Annotated in this window: 14 protein-coding genes; 9 read left to right on the top strand and 5 right to left on the bottom strand. The window is 75.7% G+C overall.

Annotated features, from left to right (window positions below; genetic code table 11):
- The first annotated feature begins 95 nt into the window (after positions 1-95).
- Positions 96-839, top strand: a complete 744-nt coding sequence (locus tag ACH5AR_RS09595) for a class I SAM-dependent methyltransferase (RefSeq protein WP_396300805.1) — start codon at positions 96-98, stop codon at positions 837-839.
- A gap of 56 nt (positions 840-895) precedes the next feature.
- Here the strand turns inward: ACH5AR_RS09595 and ACH5AR_RS09600 are convergent, their stop codons facing one another.
- Complete coding sequence (locus ACH5AR_RS09600; RefSeq protein WP_396300806.1) at positions 896-1,123, bottom strand: hypothetical protein; 228 nt, start codon at positions 1,121-1,123, stop codon at positions 896-898.
- A gap of 92 nt (positions 1,124-1,215) precedes the next feature.
- On the opposite strand from ACH5AR_RS09600, the gene ACH5AR_RS09605 reads away from it, so the two are divergent.
- Positions 1,216-2,307 carry a DUF5937 family protein gene (locus ACH5AR_RS09605; protein WP_396300807.1) on the top strand — a complete coding sequence of 364 codons (1,092 nt, stop codon included), beginning with the start codon at positions 1,216-1,218 and terminating at the stop codon, positions 2,305-2,307.
- Positions 2,308-2,342: 35 nt separating this feature from the next.
- Here the strand turns inward: ACH5AR_RS09605 and ACH5AR_RS09610 are convergent, their stop codons facing one another.
- The gene (locus ACH5AR_RS09610) at positions 2,343-3,272 is read right to left on the bottom strand and encodes a hypothetical protein (protein WP_396300808.1); all 930 of its coding nucleotides are present in this window, start codon (positions 3,270-3,272) and stop codon (positions 2,343-2,345) included.
- A 217-nt stretch (positions 3,273-3,489) separates the two neighbouring features.
- Between ACH5AR_RS09610 and ACH5AR_RS09615 the strand changes: the two genes are divergently transcribed.
- The 4 genes from ACH5AR_RS09615 to ACH5AR_RS09630 all read left to right on the top strand — a co-directional run bounded on the left by ACH5AR_RS09615 (position 3,490) and on the right by ACH5AR_RS09630 (position 7,940).
- A complete protein-coding gene (locus ACH5AR_RS09615; RefSeq protein WP_396300809.1) occupies positions 3,490-4,476 on the top strand; it encodes an endonuclease/exonuclease/phosphatase family protein in 987 nt (328 codons plus the stop codon).
- 159 nt (positions 4,477-4,635) lie between these two features.
- Positions 4,636-6,180, top strand: coding sequence for an MFS transporter (locus ACH5AR_RS09620; protein WP_396300810.1), 1,545 nt, complete (start codon positions 4,636-4,638; stop codon positions 6,178-6,180).
- A 122-nt stretch (positions 6,181-6,302) separates the two neighbouring features.
- Positions 6,303-6,692 (top strand): SCO5389 family protein, encoded by a 390-nt coding sequence (locus ACH5AR_RS09625; protein WP_396300811.1) that lies wholly within the window; start codon positions 6,303-6,305, stop codon positions 6,690-6,692.
- A gap of 216 nt (positions 6,693-6,908) precedes the next feature.
- On the top strand, positions 6,909-7,940 hold the full coding sequence (locus tag ACH5AR_RS09630; protein ID WP_396300812.1) for an LLM class flavin-dependent oxidoreductase: 1,032 nt from the start codon (positions 6,909-6,911) through the stop codon (positions 7,938-7,940).
- A gap of 29 nt (positions 7,941-7,969) precedes the next feature.
- Here ACH5AR_RS09630 and ACH5AR_RS09635 read toward each other — a convergent pair whose 3' ends face one another.
- Positions 7,970-9,418, bottom strand: coding sequence for a WGR domain-containing protein (locus ACH5AR_RS09635; RefSeq protein WP_396300813.1), 1,449 nt, complete (start codon positions 9,416-9,418; stop codon positions 7,970-7,972).
- Positions 9,419-9,729: 311 nt separating this feature from the next.
- Here ACH5AR_RS09635 and ACH5AR_RS09640 point away from each other — a divergent pair, with 311 nt between their 5' ends.
- Positions 9,730-10,719 carry an alpha/beta hydrolase gene (locus ACH5AR_RS09640; RefSeq protein ID WP_396300814.1) on the top strand — a complete coding sequence of 330 codons (990 nt, stop codon included), beginning with the start codon at positions 9,730-9,732 and terminating at the stop codon, positions 10,717-10,719.
- A 34-nt stretch (positions 10,720-10,753) separates the two neighbouring features.
- Here ACH5AR_RS09640 and ACH5AR_RS09645 read toward each other — a convergent pair whose 3' ends face one another.
- Positions 10,754-11,317, bottom strand: coding sequence for a DNA-binding response regulator (locus ACH5AR_RS09645; protein WP_396300815.1), 564 nt, complete (start codon positions 11,315-11,317; stop codon positions 10,754-10,756).
- Positions 11,318-11,483: 166 nt separating this feature from the next.
- Positions 11,484-12,419, bottom strand: a complete 936-nt coding sequence (locus tag ACH5AR_RS09650) for a class I SAM-dependent methyltransferase (RefSeq protein ID WP_396300816.1) — start codon at positions 12,417-12,419, stop codon at positions 11,484-11,486.
- Between the two features lie 429 nt (positions 12,420-12,848).
- Between ACH5AR_RS09650 and ACH5AR_RS09655 the strand changes: the two genes are divergently transcribed.
- Positions 12,849-14,549 carry an ATP-binding protein gene (locus ACH5AR_RS09655; protein ID WP_396300817.1) on the top strand — a complete coding sequence of 567 codons (1,701 nt, stop codon included), beginning with the start codon at positions 12,849-12,851 and terminating at the stop codon, positions 14,547-14,549.
- Between the two features lie 17 nt (positions 14,550-14,566).
- Positions 14,567-14,953: a roadblock/LC7 domain-containing protein gene (locus tag ACH5AR_RS09660; protein ID WP_363392345.1), complete on the top strand. Its 387-nt coding sequence runs from the start codon at positions 14,567-14,569 to the stop codon at positions 14,951-14,953.
- The last annotated feature ends 50 nt before the right edge of the window (positions 14,954-15,003 follow it).

Raw genomic sequence — 15,003 nt, forward strand, 5'->3', positions numbered from 1 at the left:
TCCGCTAGTACGGCCGGCGCGGGGCCCGGAGGAGGATTTCCCCCACGACCTCGGCCCGGGCCGAGGGGACCGACGACGGACCGAGGGGGCCGCACATGGGCGTGCAGCAGTACGACGGGATCGGCGAGGCGTTCGAGGGCTTCAAGGCCCTGCCGCTGACGCGCTACGGGGAGGTGCCCAGCTTCCTCGGCCTGGTCGGGGACGTGCGCGGCAGGTCCGTCCTCGACCTGGCCTGCGGCACCGGCTTCTACAGCAGGGAGTTCCGACGGCGCGGCGCCATCGACGTCCTAGGCGTCGACATCTCCACCGAGATGATCGCCGCCGCGCGGGCGATCGAGCGCCGCGACCCGCTGGGCGTGCGCTACGAGGTCGGCGACGTGGCCGAACTGCGGCCGCTCGACCGGCGGTTCGACCTCGCGCTGGCGGTGCAGTGCCTCAACTACGCCGAGGACGTCGCCGCCATGGAGCGGATGTGCCGCGCCGTCCACCGCAGCCTGGTGCCGGGCGGGGAGCTCTTCGTCCTCGCCCAGAACCCGGACTACCGGTTCGACTGCCCGTCCCTGGAGGCGTACGGATTCCGCTGCGAGCCGACCGGCGAGGAGGGCGAGACGGGCCCGCGGGTCCGGGTCACGGCCCTGCTCGACCCGCAGCCGATCACCATCCTCACCGCGGCCCCGCGCCGCGAGGTGTACGAGCGGAGCCTGCGCGCGGCCGGGTTCACCGGGCTGGAGTGGGTGCCGCTGGAGGTGTCCGAGGCCGGACTGCGCGCGTTCGGCGCGCAGTTCTGGGCGGACCTCCTCGCGCACCCGCCGCTGGAGATGCTGCGCTGCCGCGCCTGACCGGCCACCGCGGACCGGGCGGGCCTGACCGCCCGTCCGCCGCAGTGGACGGGCAGTCAGGCCCCCGGCTGCGGCCGCCGCCTCGCGGCGCCGCGCAGCCACCGGCGCAGGGCCAGCCGCAGCCGGCCGGTGGTCGGACGGCCCGCCAGGACGGCCTCGAAGCGGCGGTGGTCGCGGGCCGCCCGCAGCACCGCGACGTCGTGGGTCCCGGGGGCGGGCGGGGCCGGCTCGTCGCGCTGGGCGGCCCGGTAGCTGTCCACGAGGTGCTGGTGCAGTGCGTTCATGGGCCCACCGTGCACCACGACCGCCCCGCCGGTCCCGTCGATTGACGACCCCCGTCAAATGACCCGACCCCCCTGACCTGCACCATAGGGGAGTGAGCGTGACCATCGACATCACCGGACTCCCGCACGAGCGGATCACCTTCCGCCCCTCGCCGCTGGCTGAACTCGGCAACGCGCTGCACGCGCTGGCCGAGCCGGCCCACCACCCCCGGCTGCACGCGTGGACCACCACGACCTCCGGCGCACTCGAGGCGGAACTGGCCGACCGGCTGCTGGAGGCCGACTTCATGTGGCGGTCCACGCGCTCCGACTTCCTGATGCCGCCGCGCCCCCGGGAGACCCTCGCCGAGGAGCTGGACGACCTGGACCGCATGGACGACGAGAAGTTCGTCGGCACGGCCCTGGAGATCTCCTGCAGCACCAGCCACTACCCCCGGGGCCTGCCCTCGCCGCTGGTCGACGCGTGGTCGCGGCGCCGCGCGCTCGACCTCGCCGCCGCGCGCGGCCCGCGCCAGGCGGCCTTCGCCGAACGGATGCTCGCCGACCCGGCCGGCACCCGCGCCTGGATCCGGCGCCTCCTGGAGGACTGCGACCAGGCGTTCTTCGCCGACACCTGGCGGCGGGTGCGTGTCCAGCTCACCGCCGACGCCCAGCACAAGACCGAGCTGCTGCGCCGCAAGGGCCTGGCGGAGGCGCTCACCGCGGCGTCCCCGGCGCTGAGCCTGGAGGAGGACGTCCACGGCACCCGCATCGTCGTCGACAAGCTGCTGCACGGCCGCACCGAGGCCCGCGACACCGCGCTCACCCTTCTGCCCAGCGTCTTCGGCTGGCCGCACCTGTTCACCCTGTACGGGCCCGGCTGGCAGCCCGTGATCCAGTACCCGGCCGACACCCACGAGGTCGGCGGCCCCGAGCCCGTGGAGACGGTCAAGCTGCGGCTGGACGCGCTGACCCACCCGATGCGGATGAACCTGTGCCGCAACCTCGCGCGCGGCGCCTACTCGACGAACGAGCTGGCCGACGCGTACGGCATCACCGCCCCCGAGGTCTCCCGCCACCTCGGCGTCCTGCGCAAGGCCGGGCTGCTCACCACCCGGCGCCGCGGCCGGTACGTCCTGCACCAACTGGACATCTCGGTGGTGGCCCGGCTCGGCAGCGACTTCCTGGAGTCCGTCCTGCGGTGAGCGGTGAACGGTGAACGGTGAACGGGCGGCGGGCGCTACCGCCCTGCGGCGGACGGCAGGTGGCGCCGGCCCAGGACGTAGCAGCGCAGGTCGATGTCCGCGGGCAGGGCGGGCGCGCCGCCGGGCAGCGTGACGGCACCGACCGCGACGACGAACGTCCTGGTCACGGCGTCGCTCCCCTTCTTCGTCCGCGGGGCCTGGAAGAGCAGGTAGCGGGCCAGCAGGTGGTCCGCGGCGGTGGGGCGGGGGCGGGCCAGCAGGTCGAGGGCGGCGGCGTACAGGACGGCGCCGTCCCGGGGGGCGGGGGTCGCGGTGTAGACCGCCCTGCCGCCGCGCTCCATCCGGGAGGTGTCCAGGCCCCGGGCCGCGTAGCGGGCGGCGAGTTCGTCGTCCACCCGCCGGGCGGCCTCGCCCCGCAGCAGCCGGTTGCCGTCGACCAGCCGCCCGTCCGGCAGCAGCACCCGGTTCCGGAGCGTGTCGCCCCGGACGCCCTCGGCGGCGAAGCGCCGCTCGGCGAGGCGGCCGTAGCGGACCATGGCCTCCCAGGCCGGGGTCGCCCGGCCCCCGGTGTAGGCGCGCGCGGCCCGGTCCCACCGAGCACCCTCGCGCAGGCGGCCCACCTCGCCGAGGCGGTCGTAGTTGGTGTCGCCCTCCCGGATCGGGGTGCGGAAGCGCTCCGGGTCGAAGTGGGCGGCGGCGTCGGCGGCGGGGGGCGGTCCCATCGCGACGGCGAGGCGGTAGCGCCACTCGACCAGGTGCGCGTGGACGGCGGCCAGCGCGGCGACCCGGTCCGCCGGGCTCTGGGCGCCCTCCCACCTCCGGGCCAGCAGGCCGGCCGCCTCGGTGGCGGCCTTCGCCTGCTCGGCGGCGAAGGCCCGGGCCGGGGCCTGCCGGGCGGGGTCGGCGGAGCGCAGGGCGAGCGGGCTGGTGGGGAAGTCGCCGGGGGTGATCGGCGCGGGGGGCACGGCCCTCCCCTGGACGCGACGTTCGTCACCCGGCACAGCCAACCCCCCGACTCAGGCCCGACCACGGCCCCTTCATCGTGCCATCCCGCCGGGCCGGGCACCGGGGAGTCGGCCCGGTTCCCCGCCGCCGCGCGGAACCGGGGCCCGGGCGCGGGCGTCCGTCCTCCACGACGGCGGCCGGTGATCACGGCCGTCCGCCCCTCCCGGAAGGAGCACCGTGACCGCGACGGACCGTACGTCGAGGAGCGCCCCGCCCGCCCGCGGCGGCCGGTGGCGCCGCGCCGCGCTGGTCGGCTGCGGGGTGCTGCTGCTGGTCCCCGCCGTGCCGGCCCTGGTGCGGGTGGCCGGCTGGGACGACGGCACGGTGTGGGCGCTGCCGATGGCCGGGCTGCCGTACGCGGCGCTGCTCGGCGTGCTGGTGCTGGCCGCCGTGGTGGTGCTGCGCGCCCGGTGGTTCGCCGCCGTCGCGGCCGTCCTGGTGGCGCTGCACCTGTGGTGGCTGGTGCCCCGGCTCGTCCCGGACGGCGCCGACGCCCCCGCCGACGCGCCCAGGTTGCGGGTGGCGACCAGCAACAACTTCATGGGGCAGGTCTCGCCGCGCTCCCTGGTCGAGCTGGTGCGCGACCAGCGGATCGACGTGCTCGCGGTCGAGGAGCAGAGCGACTCCGCCGCCGACGCGCTGGACGCGGCCGGCATCCGCGCCCTGCTGCCGCACCGCGAGCGGCCGGCCGGCACCGACACCGCGCTCTACACCCGGCTGCCCGTGAGCTCCGCCGCCGACCCGGCCTGGCCGACCACCAACCTGACCGTCGACGTCGGCGGCCGCCCGGTGCAGCTGGTCGCCGTGCACACCTACTACCCGCTCGGGGACGCCCGCCGCTGGGCCGAGGGGCTGCACGACCTGCGCGCCGCCGCGCCCGGGCGCACCGGCAACGCGCTGCTGCTGGGCGACTTCAACGCCACCCTCGACCACCGGCCGATGCGCGACCTGCTGGACACCGGCCTGGCCGACACCCACGAGGAGCTCGGCGCCGGCCTCTTCCCGACCTGGCCCCAGAACCACCCCGACTACCGCGTCCCGGCCCTGATCCAGATCGACCACGTCCTGCACGGGCCCGCGCTGACCGCCGTCGGCGTCTCCGAGCACGCCCTGCCGCGCAGCGACCACCGCGCCGTGGTGGCCGAGCTCGCCGTCCTGCGCTGAACCCCCCACGGTCGCCGGCCCGCTCCGTCCGCCCGGCAGCCCGGACGCCGTGTCCGTAATGAACGATTGTGTTCCCTATGTCCCGGGGATACTCGGTAGTGGTGAACGAATCCGTCTCCCCTGCCCGACCCTGACCCCTCACCCATTGGGGGACCTGCCATGGCCACCTCGCGCGCCCTGGCCGAGGCCTCGCCCGCGACCGCCCGTCGGGGCCAGCACCCGGGGGTAGCCCTCACCGTCATCGCGGCGACACAGCTGATGGTCGTCCTCGACATCACGATCGTGAACATCGCGCTGCCGCACATCCAGCAGGCGCTGGGGTTCAGCACCACCGACCTGTCCTGGGTGATCAACGCCTACACCCTCACCTTCGGCGGGCTGCTGCTGCTCGGCGGGCGCGCGGGCGACATCCTCGGGCGGCGGCGGGTGTTCGTCGTCGGCGTCCTGGTGTTCGCGCTGGCCTCGCTGCTCGGGGGCGTCGCCCAGTCCTCCGCCTGGCTGCTGGCCGCCCGGGCCCTCCAGGGCCTGGGCGGAGCCGTCGCCTCCCCGACGGCGCTGGCCCTGATCGCCACCAACTTCACCGAGGGCCGGGAGCGCAACCGGGCCTTCGGGGTCTACTCCGCGGTCGCCGGCGCGGGCGGCGCCGTGGGCCTGCTGCTCGGCGGCATGCTCACCTCCTGGCTGTCCTGGCGCTGGGTGTTCTTCGTCAATGTGCCGATCGGCATCGCGATCGCCCTGCTGGCCCCGCTCTACATCAACGAGTCCGAACGCCACCCCGGCCGCTTCGACCTGCTGGGCGCCTTCACCGCCACCGCGGGCATGGTCTCGCTGGTCTACGGCTTCATCCGCGCCTCCGACCACGGCTGGACGGACGCCGTGACCCTGACGTCCTTCAGCCTCGCCCTGGTGCTGCTCGCCGCCTTCCTGGTCAACGAACGCCGGGCGCCGCAGCCGATCACCCCGCTGCGCCTGTTCCGCGACCGCAACCGCTCGGGCGCGTACGGGCTGTTGCTCTGCGTGGCCGCGACGATGTTCAGCATCTTCTTCTTCATCACCCTGTTCGTGCAGGAGGTCCTCGGCTTCAGCCCGCTGCGGGCCGGCTTCGCGTTCCTGCCGATCAGCGTGGCCATCGTCGCCGCCGCCCAGTTCGCCGCCCGCACCCAGGTCCGCTTCGGGCCGAAGCCCTTCCTGGTGGCCGGCTCGCTGCTGGTCCTGGGCGGGGTCGTCTGGGCGACGCGGATCGACACCGCCAGCAGCTACCCCGGCGGCATCCTCGGGCCGACCATGATGTTCGGCCTCGGCATGGGCTCGATCTTCGTCCCGGCCACCCTCACCGTCGTCTCCCGCGTCGCCCCGCAGGAGACCGGCGCCGCCACCGGGATGCTCAACACCACCCAGCAGGTCGGCGGCTCGCTCGGGCTGTCGATCCTCGTGACGGTGTACGGCACCGCCGGCCGCAACGAGGCCCGGCAGCAGGCGGGCGCGTTCCTCCGCCAGGCCACCCCGCAGCAGGCCGCCCAGTTCCGGGCCACCGGCCGGCTCCCGGCGCCCTACTCCTCGCAGGTGCTGGTCCACGGGATCGGCAGCGCGTTCCAGCTGGGCCTGGTCTTCGCGGCGCTGGCGGTGACGATCGCGGTGTTCGTCATCAAGGCCACCAGGCCGCCGGCCCCAGCCGCCGTCAGCCCTTCGGGGGGCGGACCTTGACAGGGCGCCGGAGGGCCGGGAGAGTCCTACCTGTAAATGGTTTTCATCTTCGATAACCGGCGCGGGGCCGACGGCTGCCCGGCGCCGGCCGAAGCCCGACACCTCCCCGAAAGAGGACACCCATGTCGCTCGACGTCTCCCCCGCCCTCCTCGCCCAGGCCCGGCAGGGCCGGGTCGACCAGGCCGACTTCCTCGACACCGTGCGCGCCTCGCTCCCGTACGCCTACCAGGTCGTCGCCGGGCTCAGCACCGAACTCGCCGCCGGTGAGCAGGAGTTCGCCACCGACAACACCACGCCCAGCGACGAGCAGCGGGCCCAGCTGCTGCGGGCGCTCGCCAGCAACGCGATCCGCGGCAGCCTGGAGGACCACTTCGGGGTGAAGCTCGCCTTCGTCAACTGCCACCGGGTCGGGGCGTTCCGCCCCGGCAGCGAGGACGGCGCGGCCTACCGCGAGTTCACCTCGCCGCACAACCAGATCCGCAACCAGAGCCCGGAGCTGCGCAGCTGCTGACCGCTCGCCCGGGCGGCGGCTCCCCCCTACCGGCAGGGCGGGGGCAGCCGCCGCCCGCGTCGCCGTGTTGCGCTTCGTTGCGGCAGGTTGCGGCAGGTTGCGGGCCGGTGTCCGGATCGCGCGCCGATCTTGTCCGGCGGCCCGGCCGCTGCGTACGTTCGAACGGCACCACCCGACCGGCCCGCCCCGGGCCGCCCTCACCCCGCGGAGCCCCGTATGTCGCCGACCCCTCGCCCGCTGCGCAGACTCGGCTTCCTGACCATCGGGCTCTTCGACGAGGCGGACCCGCGCCGGGGCCACGAGTCCACCCTCGACCTCATCGTCCTCGGCGAACGGCTCGGCTTCGACAGCGCCTGGCTGCGCCACCGCCACCTCCAGTACGGCATCTCCTCGCCCCTCGCCGTGCTCGCCGCGGCCACCCAGCGCACCAGCCGCATCCAGCTCGGCACCGCCGTCACCCCGCTCGGTTGGGAGAACCCGCTGCGGCTCGCCGAGGACCTGGCGACCGTGGACCTGCTCTCCGGCGGGCGGCTCAACCCGGGCTTCAGCGTCGGCCCGCCCACCCACTACGGCCACGTGCGCGGCGCGCTCTACCCCGACACCGGCGAGCAGGAGGACTTCAGCCCCCGGCGCGCCGAGCGGCTGCTCGCCCTCGTCCGGGGCGAGGACGCCTCCGACTTCGCCGGCACCGAGGGCATCGAGGTGTACTCGCGCCGCGTCCAGCCGCACTCCCCCGGGCTGGCCTCCCGGCTCTGGTACGGGGCGGGCAGCCTGCGCTCGGCCCGCTGGGCCGGCGAGCACGGCGTCAACCTGCTCATCAGCAGCGTGGTGAAGGCCGGGGACGACGAGGGACCGCACGACTTCGCCGCCCTCCAGGCCGCCCAGATCCGCGCCTTCCGCGAGCGCCACCCCGACGGCGAGCGCGCCCGGGTCTCCCAGGGGCTGGTGGTCATCCCCACCGACAGCGCCACCGCCGAACAGCGCGCCAGGTACCTGGCGTACGCCCGCGCCCGCGCCGCGCGCACCCTGGCCCCGCAGGGCCCGGCCCGGCTGCTGTTCGCCCGCGACCTCGTCGGCACGACCGAGGAGCTCGTCGAGCGGCTGCACGCCCACGCCGGCTACCGCGAGGTCGAGGAGGTCGCCTTCGCGCTGCCGTTCACCTTCGGGCACGAGGACTACGTGCAGATCCTCACCGACCTGGCCACCCGGCTGGGCCCCGCGCTCGGCTGGGCCCCCGGACGGGACTGACCTCCCGCGCCCGCGGCGGACCGCCCCGGTCAGAGCAGGCGCTTGATCTCGCCGCGCGCCCGGTAGAAGCCGCCGGAAGCCGACTCCCGCACCTCGGCGACCAGGTAGCGGGCCCCGGGGACGCGGATGTCCTTGGGGAACTGCACCCGCCAGGAGGGATCGTAGCCCGGCGAGAGCACCCGCACCCGCAGCCGGGCGCCGTCCTGGACGCACTCGACCTCGACCTCGGCGCCGGTACGGACGGTGGCCACCGCCACCGTCTCCGGCCCGGCGCCGGCCAGCACCGGCTCCCGGTCCGCGCCCTTGACCTCGGCGGTCTTCGGCAGCGTGCCGTCCTGCGCCGCCCGCACCGCCTGCTCGCTCGCGTCCAGGCAGGCCAGCGAACCGTCCGTGGTCACCAGGTACAGCCGGCCGTCCCGGTACTGCATGCTGTACGCCGACCCGCAGCCGGTGGCCAGCTTCCACAGCCGGGTGCCGTCGGCCGCGAAGCAGTACACCGAGGAGTGGTTGTCCCCGGCGAAGACGTACTCGCCGTCCGGGGAGGCCGCGCAGGAGAAGACGCCGGCGTCGCAGCGGTAGGCGGCCACCTCGGAGCCGTCCGACTTGCGCAGCCGGTGCACCCAGCCCTGCGCGGTGCCGGCGAACACCTCGTCGGCCTCCTGCCAGCCGAACAGCACCCCGCCCCGGGTGGGAGTGTACCACCGCTGGTCGCCGCTGCGGCTGTCGTAGCGGGCCACGCCGCGCGAGTGGCCGTGGTAGACGCCGTCGGCGTCGCAGCGCACCATCCAGCCGGAGCGGCCCTCGCCCTGGCGGCGCCACTGGAACTCGTCCTCGTGGTCCACCGTCGTCAGCCCGCCGCGCTCGTCGGCGACGCCGAGGACGCCGTCGTGGATGTCGAGCCAGTAGATGTCCACGTCCTGGGCGATCTCGTACGCCACCCGCGGGATCTTGCCGCCCAGGTCGTACACCTTGCCGTCATCGCAGCCGGCGTAGATCCACCAGTCGTCGGCGACGATGCACTTGACGCCGTCCGGCAGGCGGTAGCGGCCCGTCACCTCACCGTCGTGGGTGAGGGTGTAGACGTCGCCGCGCTCGTTGCCGACCCAGGCGTGCTCCTCGCCCACGAAGATGCCGAAGGCGGGCGAGCCGGAGCGGAAGCGCCACAGCAGCGGCGCCTGGCGGGCCGTCGAGCGGGTGCTGACGATCTGCCGCCTGGTCACCGCCCGGCGCCGGCGCACGCCCTGGACGGCCGGGGCGTAGCCCTTGCGGACCTTCTCGCCGATCTTCCTCGCCGCCGAGGCGGCCGCCTTCTCCGGGCTGGGGAAGGTCGTCGACTTGCTCTGCCCGGGCTCGCCTATCCGCCCGTACCGCACCGTCACCACCTGGCCGGCGAGCCGCACCTCGTAGAACTTGTGCGCGCTCCCCTCGTCCTCGGACAGTTCGAGGTAGGTGACCTGCTCTTCCACGGCGACGGACACGACGGGCCCCTTTCGGGCATCGGGGATGGGGGTCGGTGCGGGACCGGCCCGCCGACACCCCAGAAGCTACCGTCCGCCACCGACAGCCGGTCGTCGGAGCGGGCCACTGTCGGTGGTCCGGGCTACGCTCCGGGCACCCCGAGGAAACGCCGGGGCCCGCTCCTCGGAATTCGCCTACGGGGAGCGGGCCCGGGCGCTCGGCGCCGGCGGGGCCGGGTGCGCCGTCGGGGCCGGCGTGCGGGGCCGGCGTGCGGGGCTGGCAAGCTGTGCCGGGAGGGCGCCGGGGGGCGCCCGTGGCGAAGGGGGTGCCGATGACGGACGGAGCCGGGGCTCGGGGCGTACCTCCGCTGGACCCGCAGGTGCGGGCGGCGGTGGCGGCGGCCGGCGGGCGGGCGCGGCGGGTGCTCCTCCCGGAGGACCTGCCGGCGTGGCAGGAGGCCGACGCCGCCGCCCGGCCCCGCCCGACGCCGGAGCGGCTGCGGGCCGGCGGGCGGTTCGCGGTGGAGGAGCTGCGCGTGCCGCGGGCCGACGGCGGCGAGGTCACCCTCGTCAGCGCGCGGCCCGCCGGGGTCCGCGGGCCGCTGCCGCTGCTGTACTACCTGCACGGCGGCGGGATGGTGACCGGCAACGCGTGGTCCGTCCTGCCCCGGCTGCTGGAGGGCTGGGCGCTGCCGCTCGGGCTGGCGGTGGTGTCCGTCGAGTACCGGCTGGCGCCGCGCACCCGCTTCCCCGGGGCCCTCGAGGACTGCTACGCCGGGCTCGTCGGAGTGACCGAGCAGGCGCGGGAGCTGGGCGTGGCCCCCCGGCGCGTGGTCATCGGCGGCAAGAGCGCCGGCGGCGGGCTGGCCGCGGCGCTGGCCCTGCTGGCCCGCGACCGCGGCGGCCCCGCCCCCGTCGGCCAGCTGCTGCTGAGCCCGATGCTCGACGACCGCGGCACCACCTTCTCCAGCCGTCAGATGGCCGGCCACGACACCTGGGACCGCACCTCCAACGCCACCTCCTGGCAGGCCGTGCTCGGCCACCGGTACGGCGCCGCCGACGTCTCGCCGTACGCCGCCCCGGCGCGCGCCACCGACCTCGCCCGGCTGCCCGCGGCCTACTTGGACGTGGGCTCCGCCGAGACGTTCCGGGACGAGGCCGTCGCCTACGCGGACGCGATCTGGCGGGCCGGCGGACAGGCCGAACTGCACGTCTGGCCCGGCGCCTGCCACGGCTTCGACACCCTCGCGCCGCAGGCCGCCCTCACCCGGGACGCCCACGAGGCCCGCACCCGCTGGCTCCGGCGCGTCCTGCGGGGGTGACCGCGGCCCGCGCCCGCCCCGGTCCGCCCGCCGCTCACAGCCAGCCGCGCTCGTCGGCGACCCGCAGGGCCTCGGCACGGTTGCGGGTGCCGGTCTTGGCGATCGCCGAGGAGGAGTAGTTGCGGACCGTCCCCTCGGACAGGTAGAGCCTGGCGGCGATCTCGGCCACCCCGGCGCCCGCGCGGGAGGCGTTCAGCACGTCGCGCTCCCGGGCGGTGAGCGGGGAGGCGCCCGCCGCCAGGGTGGCCGCGGCCAGTTCCGGGTCCACCACCCGCTCCCCGGCCGCGACCCGGCGGATCGCGTCGGCCAGCACCTCGGCCGGGGCGTCCTTGACCACGAAGCCGAGCGCGCCGGCCTCCATGGCCCGGCGCAGGTATCCGGCGCGGCCGAAGGTGGTGAGGATGACGACCCGGCACCACGGCGCCTGCTGGGCCAGCACGGCGGCCGCCGCCAGGCCGTCCAGCCCGGGCATCTCGATGTCGAGCAGGGCGACGTCCGGCCGGTGCTCCCCGGCCTGCTCCGCGACCTGGTCGCCGCGGCCCACGGCGGCGACCACCTCGAAGTCGTCCTCCAGGTCCAGCAGGGTGCGCAGGTCCATGCTGGTCGGGGCGCGCGCCGCGGGGCAGTGTGTTCGCGCACCGGGGCGCCGTGACAATTGTCAGGCGGGTGCCGCGGCCGGCCGCTACCCGTCGAGCAGGCGCGCCGGGTGCGGCCGCGCGACCGCCCGGCCCTCGACCGGGACGGCCCGCGGCCGGCGGCCGGGCTCAGCCGAGGCGGACGCGGGTGCACCTCGTGACGTAGGGCAGGGCGATCTCCTCGCGGCCGGCCAGGTCCGGGTGGGTGGCCAGCAGTTGCTCGACGTCGGCCAGCAGGCGGACCCGCTGCTCCTCCGGCAGCGCGATCACGTAGCTGCGCGAGGCGACCATGTCGACGATCCCGGCCCGGGTGGTGGCGTGCTCCCAGCGGATCTCCAGCCGCTCGGGCGCGCCGAACGGCGCCGGGAGGACCGGCCGGGTGTCGATCCGCGGCGGCGTCGCACGGTGCATCAGCAGGCCCAGGGCGGCGGCCCAGGGCTCGGTCTCGTCCCGGACGTTCCACACCAGCGCCAGCGTCCCGCCGGGGGCGAGAACCCGGGCGACCTCGGGCAGCGCGGCCGCCGGGTCGAACCAGTGCCAGGCCTGCCCCACCACCACGGCGTCCACGCTGCCGTCCGGCAGCGGGATGCGCTCGGCCGAGCCGGCCCGGACGGCCGCCCTGGGCACCGCCGCGGCCAGCCGGGCGCGCATCGCCTCGTCGGGCTCGACCGCCACCACGTCCAGGCCCGCCTCGACCAGCAGCCCGGTCAGCTTGCCCGTCCCGGCGCCGAGGTCGAGCACCCGGCGGGCCTCCCGGGGCACCGCCGAGCCGACCAGCGCCCGCGGGTAGCCCGGCCGACCGTGCTGGTAGGCGTCCGCCGCCGCCCCGAACGACCGTGCCCGCAGCCGCCCGGCCCACCGCCTGGTCGCCCCCTGCCTGGTCATCCCGCAGGCCCGCCCGATCTCCTCCCAGGTCGCCTCCCGGCCCCGCCGCAGCTCCTCGACCAGTTCCGTGCGCCGCTCCTCCAGTGCCTCGATCACCCCCGACAGGCGCCGCAGCCCGTCCACACCGCCGCCGCCGGCCACGTCCTCCGCCACCCGCCGACCAAGATCACGCGTCTCCATGGTCCGGCACTGTACGGACCGCGCCCGACCGTCGTCAACACCCATTGCCCAACGAGGCAACATCTGTTGCACACAGGCGCGGATTCCCCCGCACGGGTGATCCATGGACGTCGGCGAGCCGGACGTAGCACGAACTCGGCGTGAAGTCGGGGGACTTGGCGAGGAAACCCTCCGCATGAGCGAATCCGGGGCGGGTCGGCGGCGCGCGGGCGCCGGGGCGACAAGCCTGGGGGCGGGCGGCGAGCGCTTCGGGTTGCGACTGCTGTGCGAAATGTCGGGACTGTCCGACAGATCGCCACAAGTCGGTTGCGGGACGGTATTTTTGACTTTCGGTCAGGATGTCCTGAACTTGGCTATGCTGCACCACCACGCCACCGGAGCAGCTCCCCCGCTCTCTCCCGTACCGTTCCGATCGTTTGAGGATGCTGAATGCTTCGAGCTGGATCGTCACCCGCCAGACGGCGCCGAGCACCCCTGCTCGGCTGGGTGCTGCCGACGGCCGTGATGGCGGCGGCCGTGGCGGTCGCCGCGGTGCTGGTGTCCGACGCGGCCCGGGCCGGGGTGCTGTGGTGCGGGGCGACGGGCACCGTGCTGGTGGCCGTGGTCGCCGCCGAGTCGGCCCGCCGGGGCCGGGCGCTGCGCGAGACGCGCGACCTGCACGCCCGGCAGGTGGAGGAGTGGCAGCGCCGGCTGGCCGGGCAGGAGGACGAGCTGGACCGGCTCGCCCGGGTCGAGATGCGCAGGGTGGTCGCCGGGGCCCGCTACGGCTACTCCTTCGACGTCCTGACCGGCCCGCTGGAGAAGGGCGACGCACCCGTCTCGCCGCGCTTCCGCCGCTCCCTGGTCGCCGTCGCCGAGGCCGTCGCCAAGGCCGTCGACGACGAGGTCAGCCGGCGCGACTCGGCCGAGCGGGCCTTCGTCAACATCGCCCGCCGGGTGCAGGCCATCATCCACCGCCAGGCCAAGGACCTGCGCGAGATGGAGGACCGGCACGGCAACGACCCGGCGGTCTTCGACGACCTGCTGCGCCTGGACCACGGCAACGCGCTGACCGGCCGCCTGGCCGACAGCATCGCCGTCCTGTCCGGCGCCCGCCCCGGCCGCCAGTGGACCCGCCCCATCGCGCTGTACAGCGTGCTGCGCGGCGGCATGTCCCGGATCCTGGAGTACCAGCGGGTGGACCTGCACCCGGTCGCCCAGATCTCCGTCACCGGACCGGCCGTCGAACCGCTCATCCACGCCGTCGCCGAGCTGCTCGACAACGCCACCCGCTACTCCCCGCCGCACACCCACGTGCACCTGAGCGCCTCCGAGGTGCAGAGCGGCATGGCGATCGAGATCGAGGACGGCGGGCTCGGCCTCACCGACGAGGCCCGGTTCCGCGCCGAGCGCTCGATCCGCGAGGCGATGGTCTCCAAGGACTTCGACGACCTCACCGAGTCCCCCCGGCTCGGCTTCGCCATCGTCGGCCGGCTCTGCCAGGCGTACGGCTTCCAGATCTCGCTGCGCCGCTCCGCGTACGGCGGGGTGCGGGCGGTGCTGGTCGTGCCGCAGGAGCTGCTGACCACCGCGCCGCCGACCGGGCGGGCGCACGGCATCGGCGCCTTCTCCGGCCCCCGCCCGCTCCCCGCGAACCCGCCCCGGCACGCGGCCACCGGCCGTCCGTGGGGCACCCGGACGACCTCCGCCGGCGTCGGGCCGTCCTACGGCTCGACCAACCCGTGGGGGCCCTCCGGCCCGGGCGCCGGGGACGACGAGGTGATCGTGACCGAGTGGACGCCCAACGGCCTGCCGCAGCGCCGGCGCAGCCGCCCGATGGTGCCCCGGGCCGGGTACGGCGCACCGGCGCGCACCGCCGCGCAGCCCGCCGGCCCGCCGGCCCAGGCGCAGCGCCCCGCCGAGCCGCCCCGGCCGCCGAAGGAGCCCAAGCAACCGGGCCTGTGGCTGGAGGCGTTCATGGACGGCATCAAGGGCACGGGGCCGGGCCCGTCCCCGGCGGCGGGCACCGCACGCGCCGCCGAGACCGGACGCGGCACGGACGCCGGGCAGACGGGTGCCGGACAGACGGGTCCCGGCCGGACGGCCGCCGGACCCACCAGTGAAGAGACGGCAGGGAAGGGCGAGCAGTGATTCCGCACCGCAGCAACATGGACTGGATCCTCAACGACCTCGCGCACAGCGTCCCGTGCGTGCGCCACGTCATCGTGCTGTCCGCCGACGGCCTGCGGATCGCCCAGTACGGCACCGACCCGGACACCGCCGACCGCCTCGCCGCCGCCTGTGCGGGGCTGCAGAGCCTGGCCGGCGCGATCGGCCACGAGTTCCCGCACGGCGACGGCTCGATGCGGCTGGTGGTGATCGAGGTCGACGGTGGCTACTTCTACCTGATGGCGGCCGGCGACCGCGCCTACCTCGCGGTCCTCGCCGACGAGGGCGTGGACGCCGGGCTGGTGAGCCACCAGATGCGCGACCTCGTCGCCCGGATCGGCGAGCACCTGTCCACGCCCCCGCGCAACCCCGAGGTGGTCGCGTGAACCGGCACCCGGCCCGGGCACCGGGCTCCGGCGGCAGGGCGGGCACATGA

The organism is Kitasatospora sp. NPDC018619, assembly GCF_044391605.1.
GTDB lineage: Bacteria > Actinomycetota > Actinomycetes > Streptomycetales > Streptomycetaceae > Kitasatospora.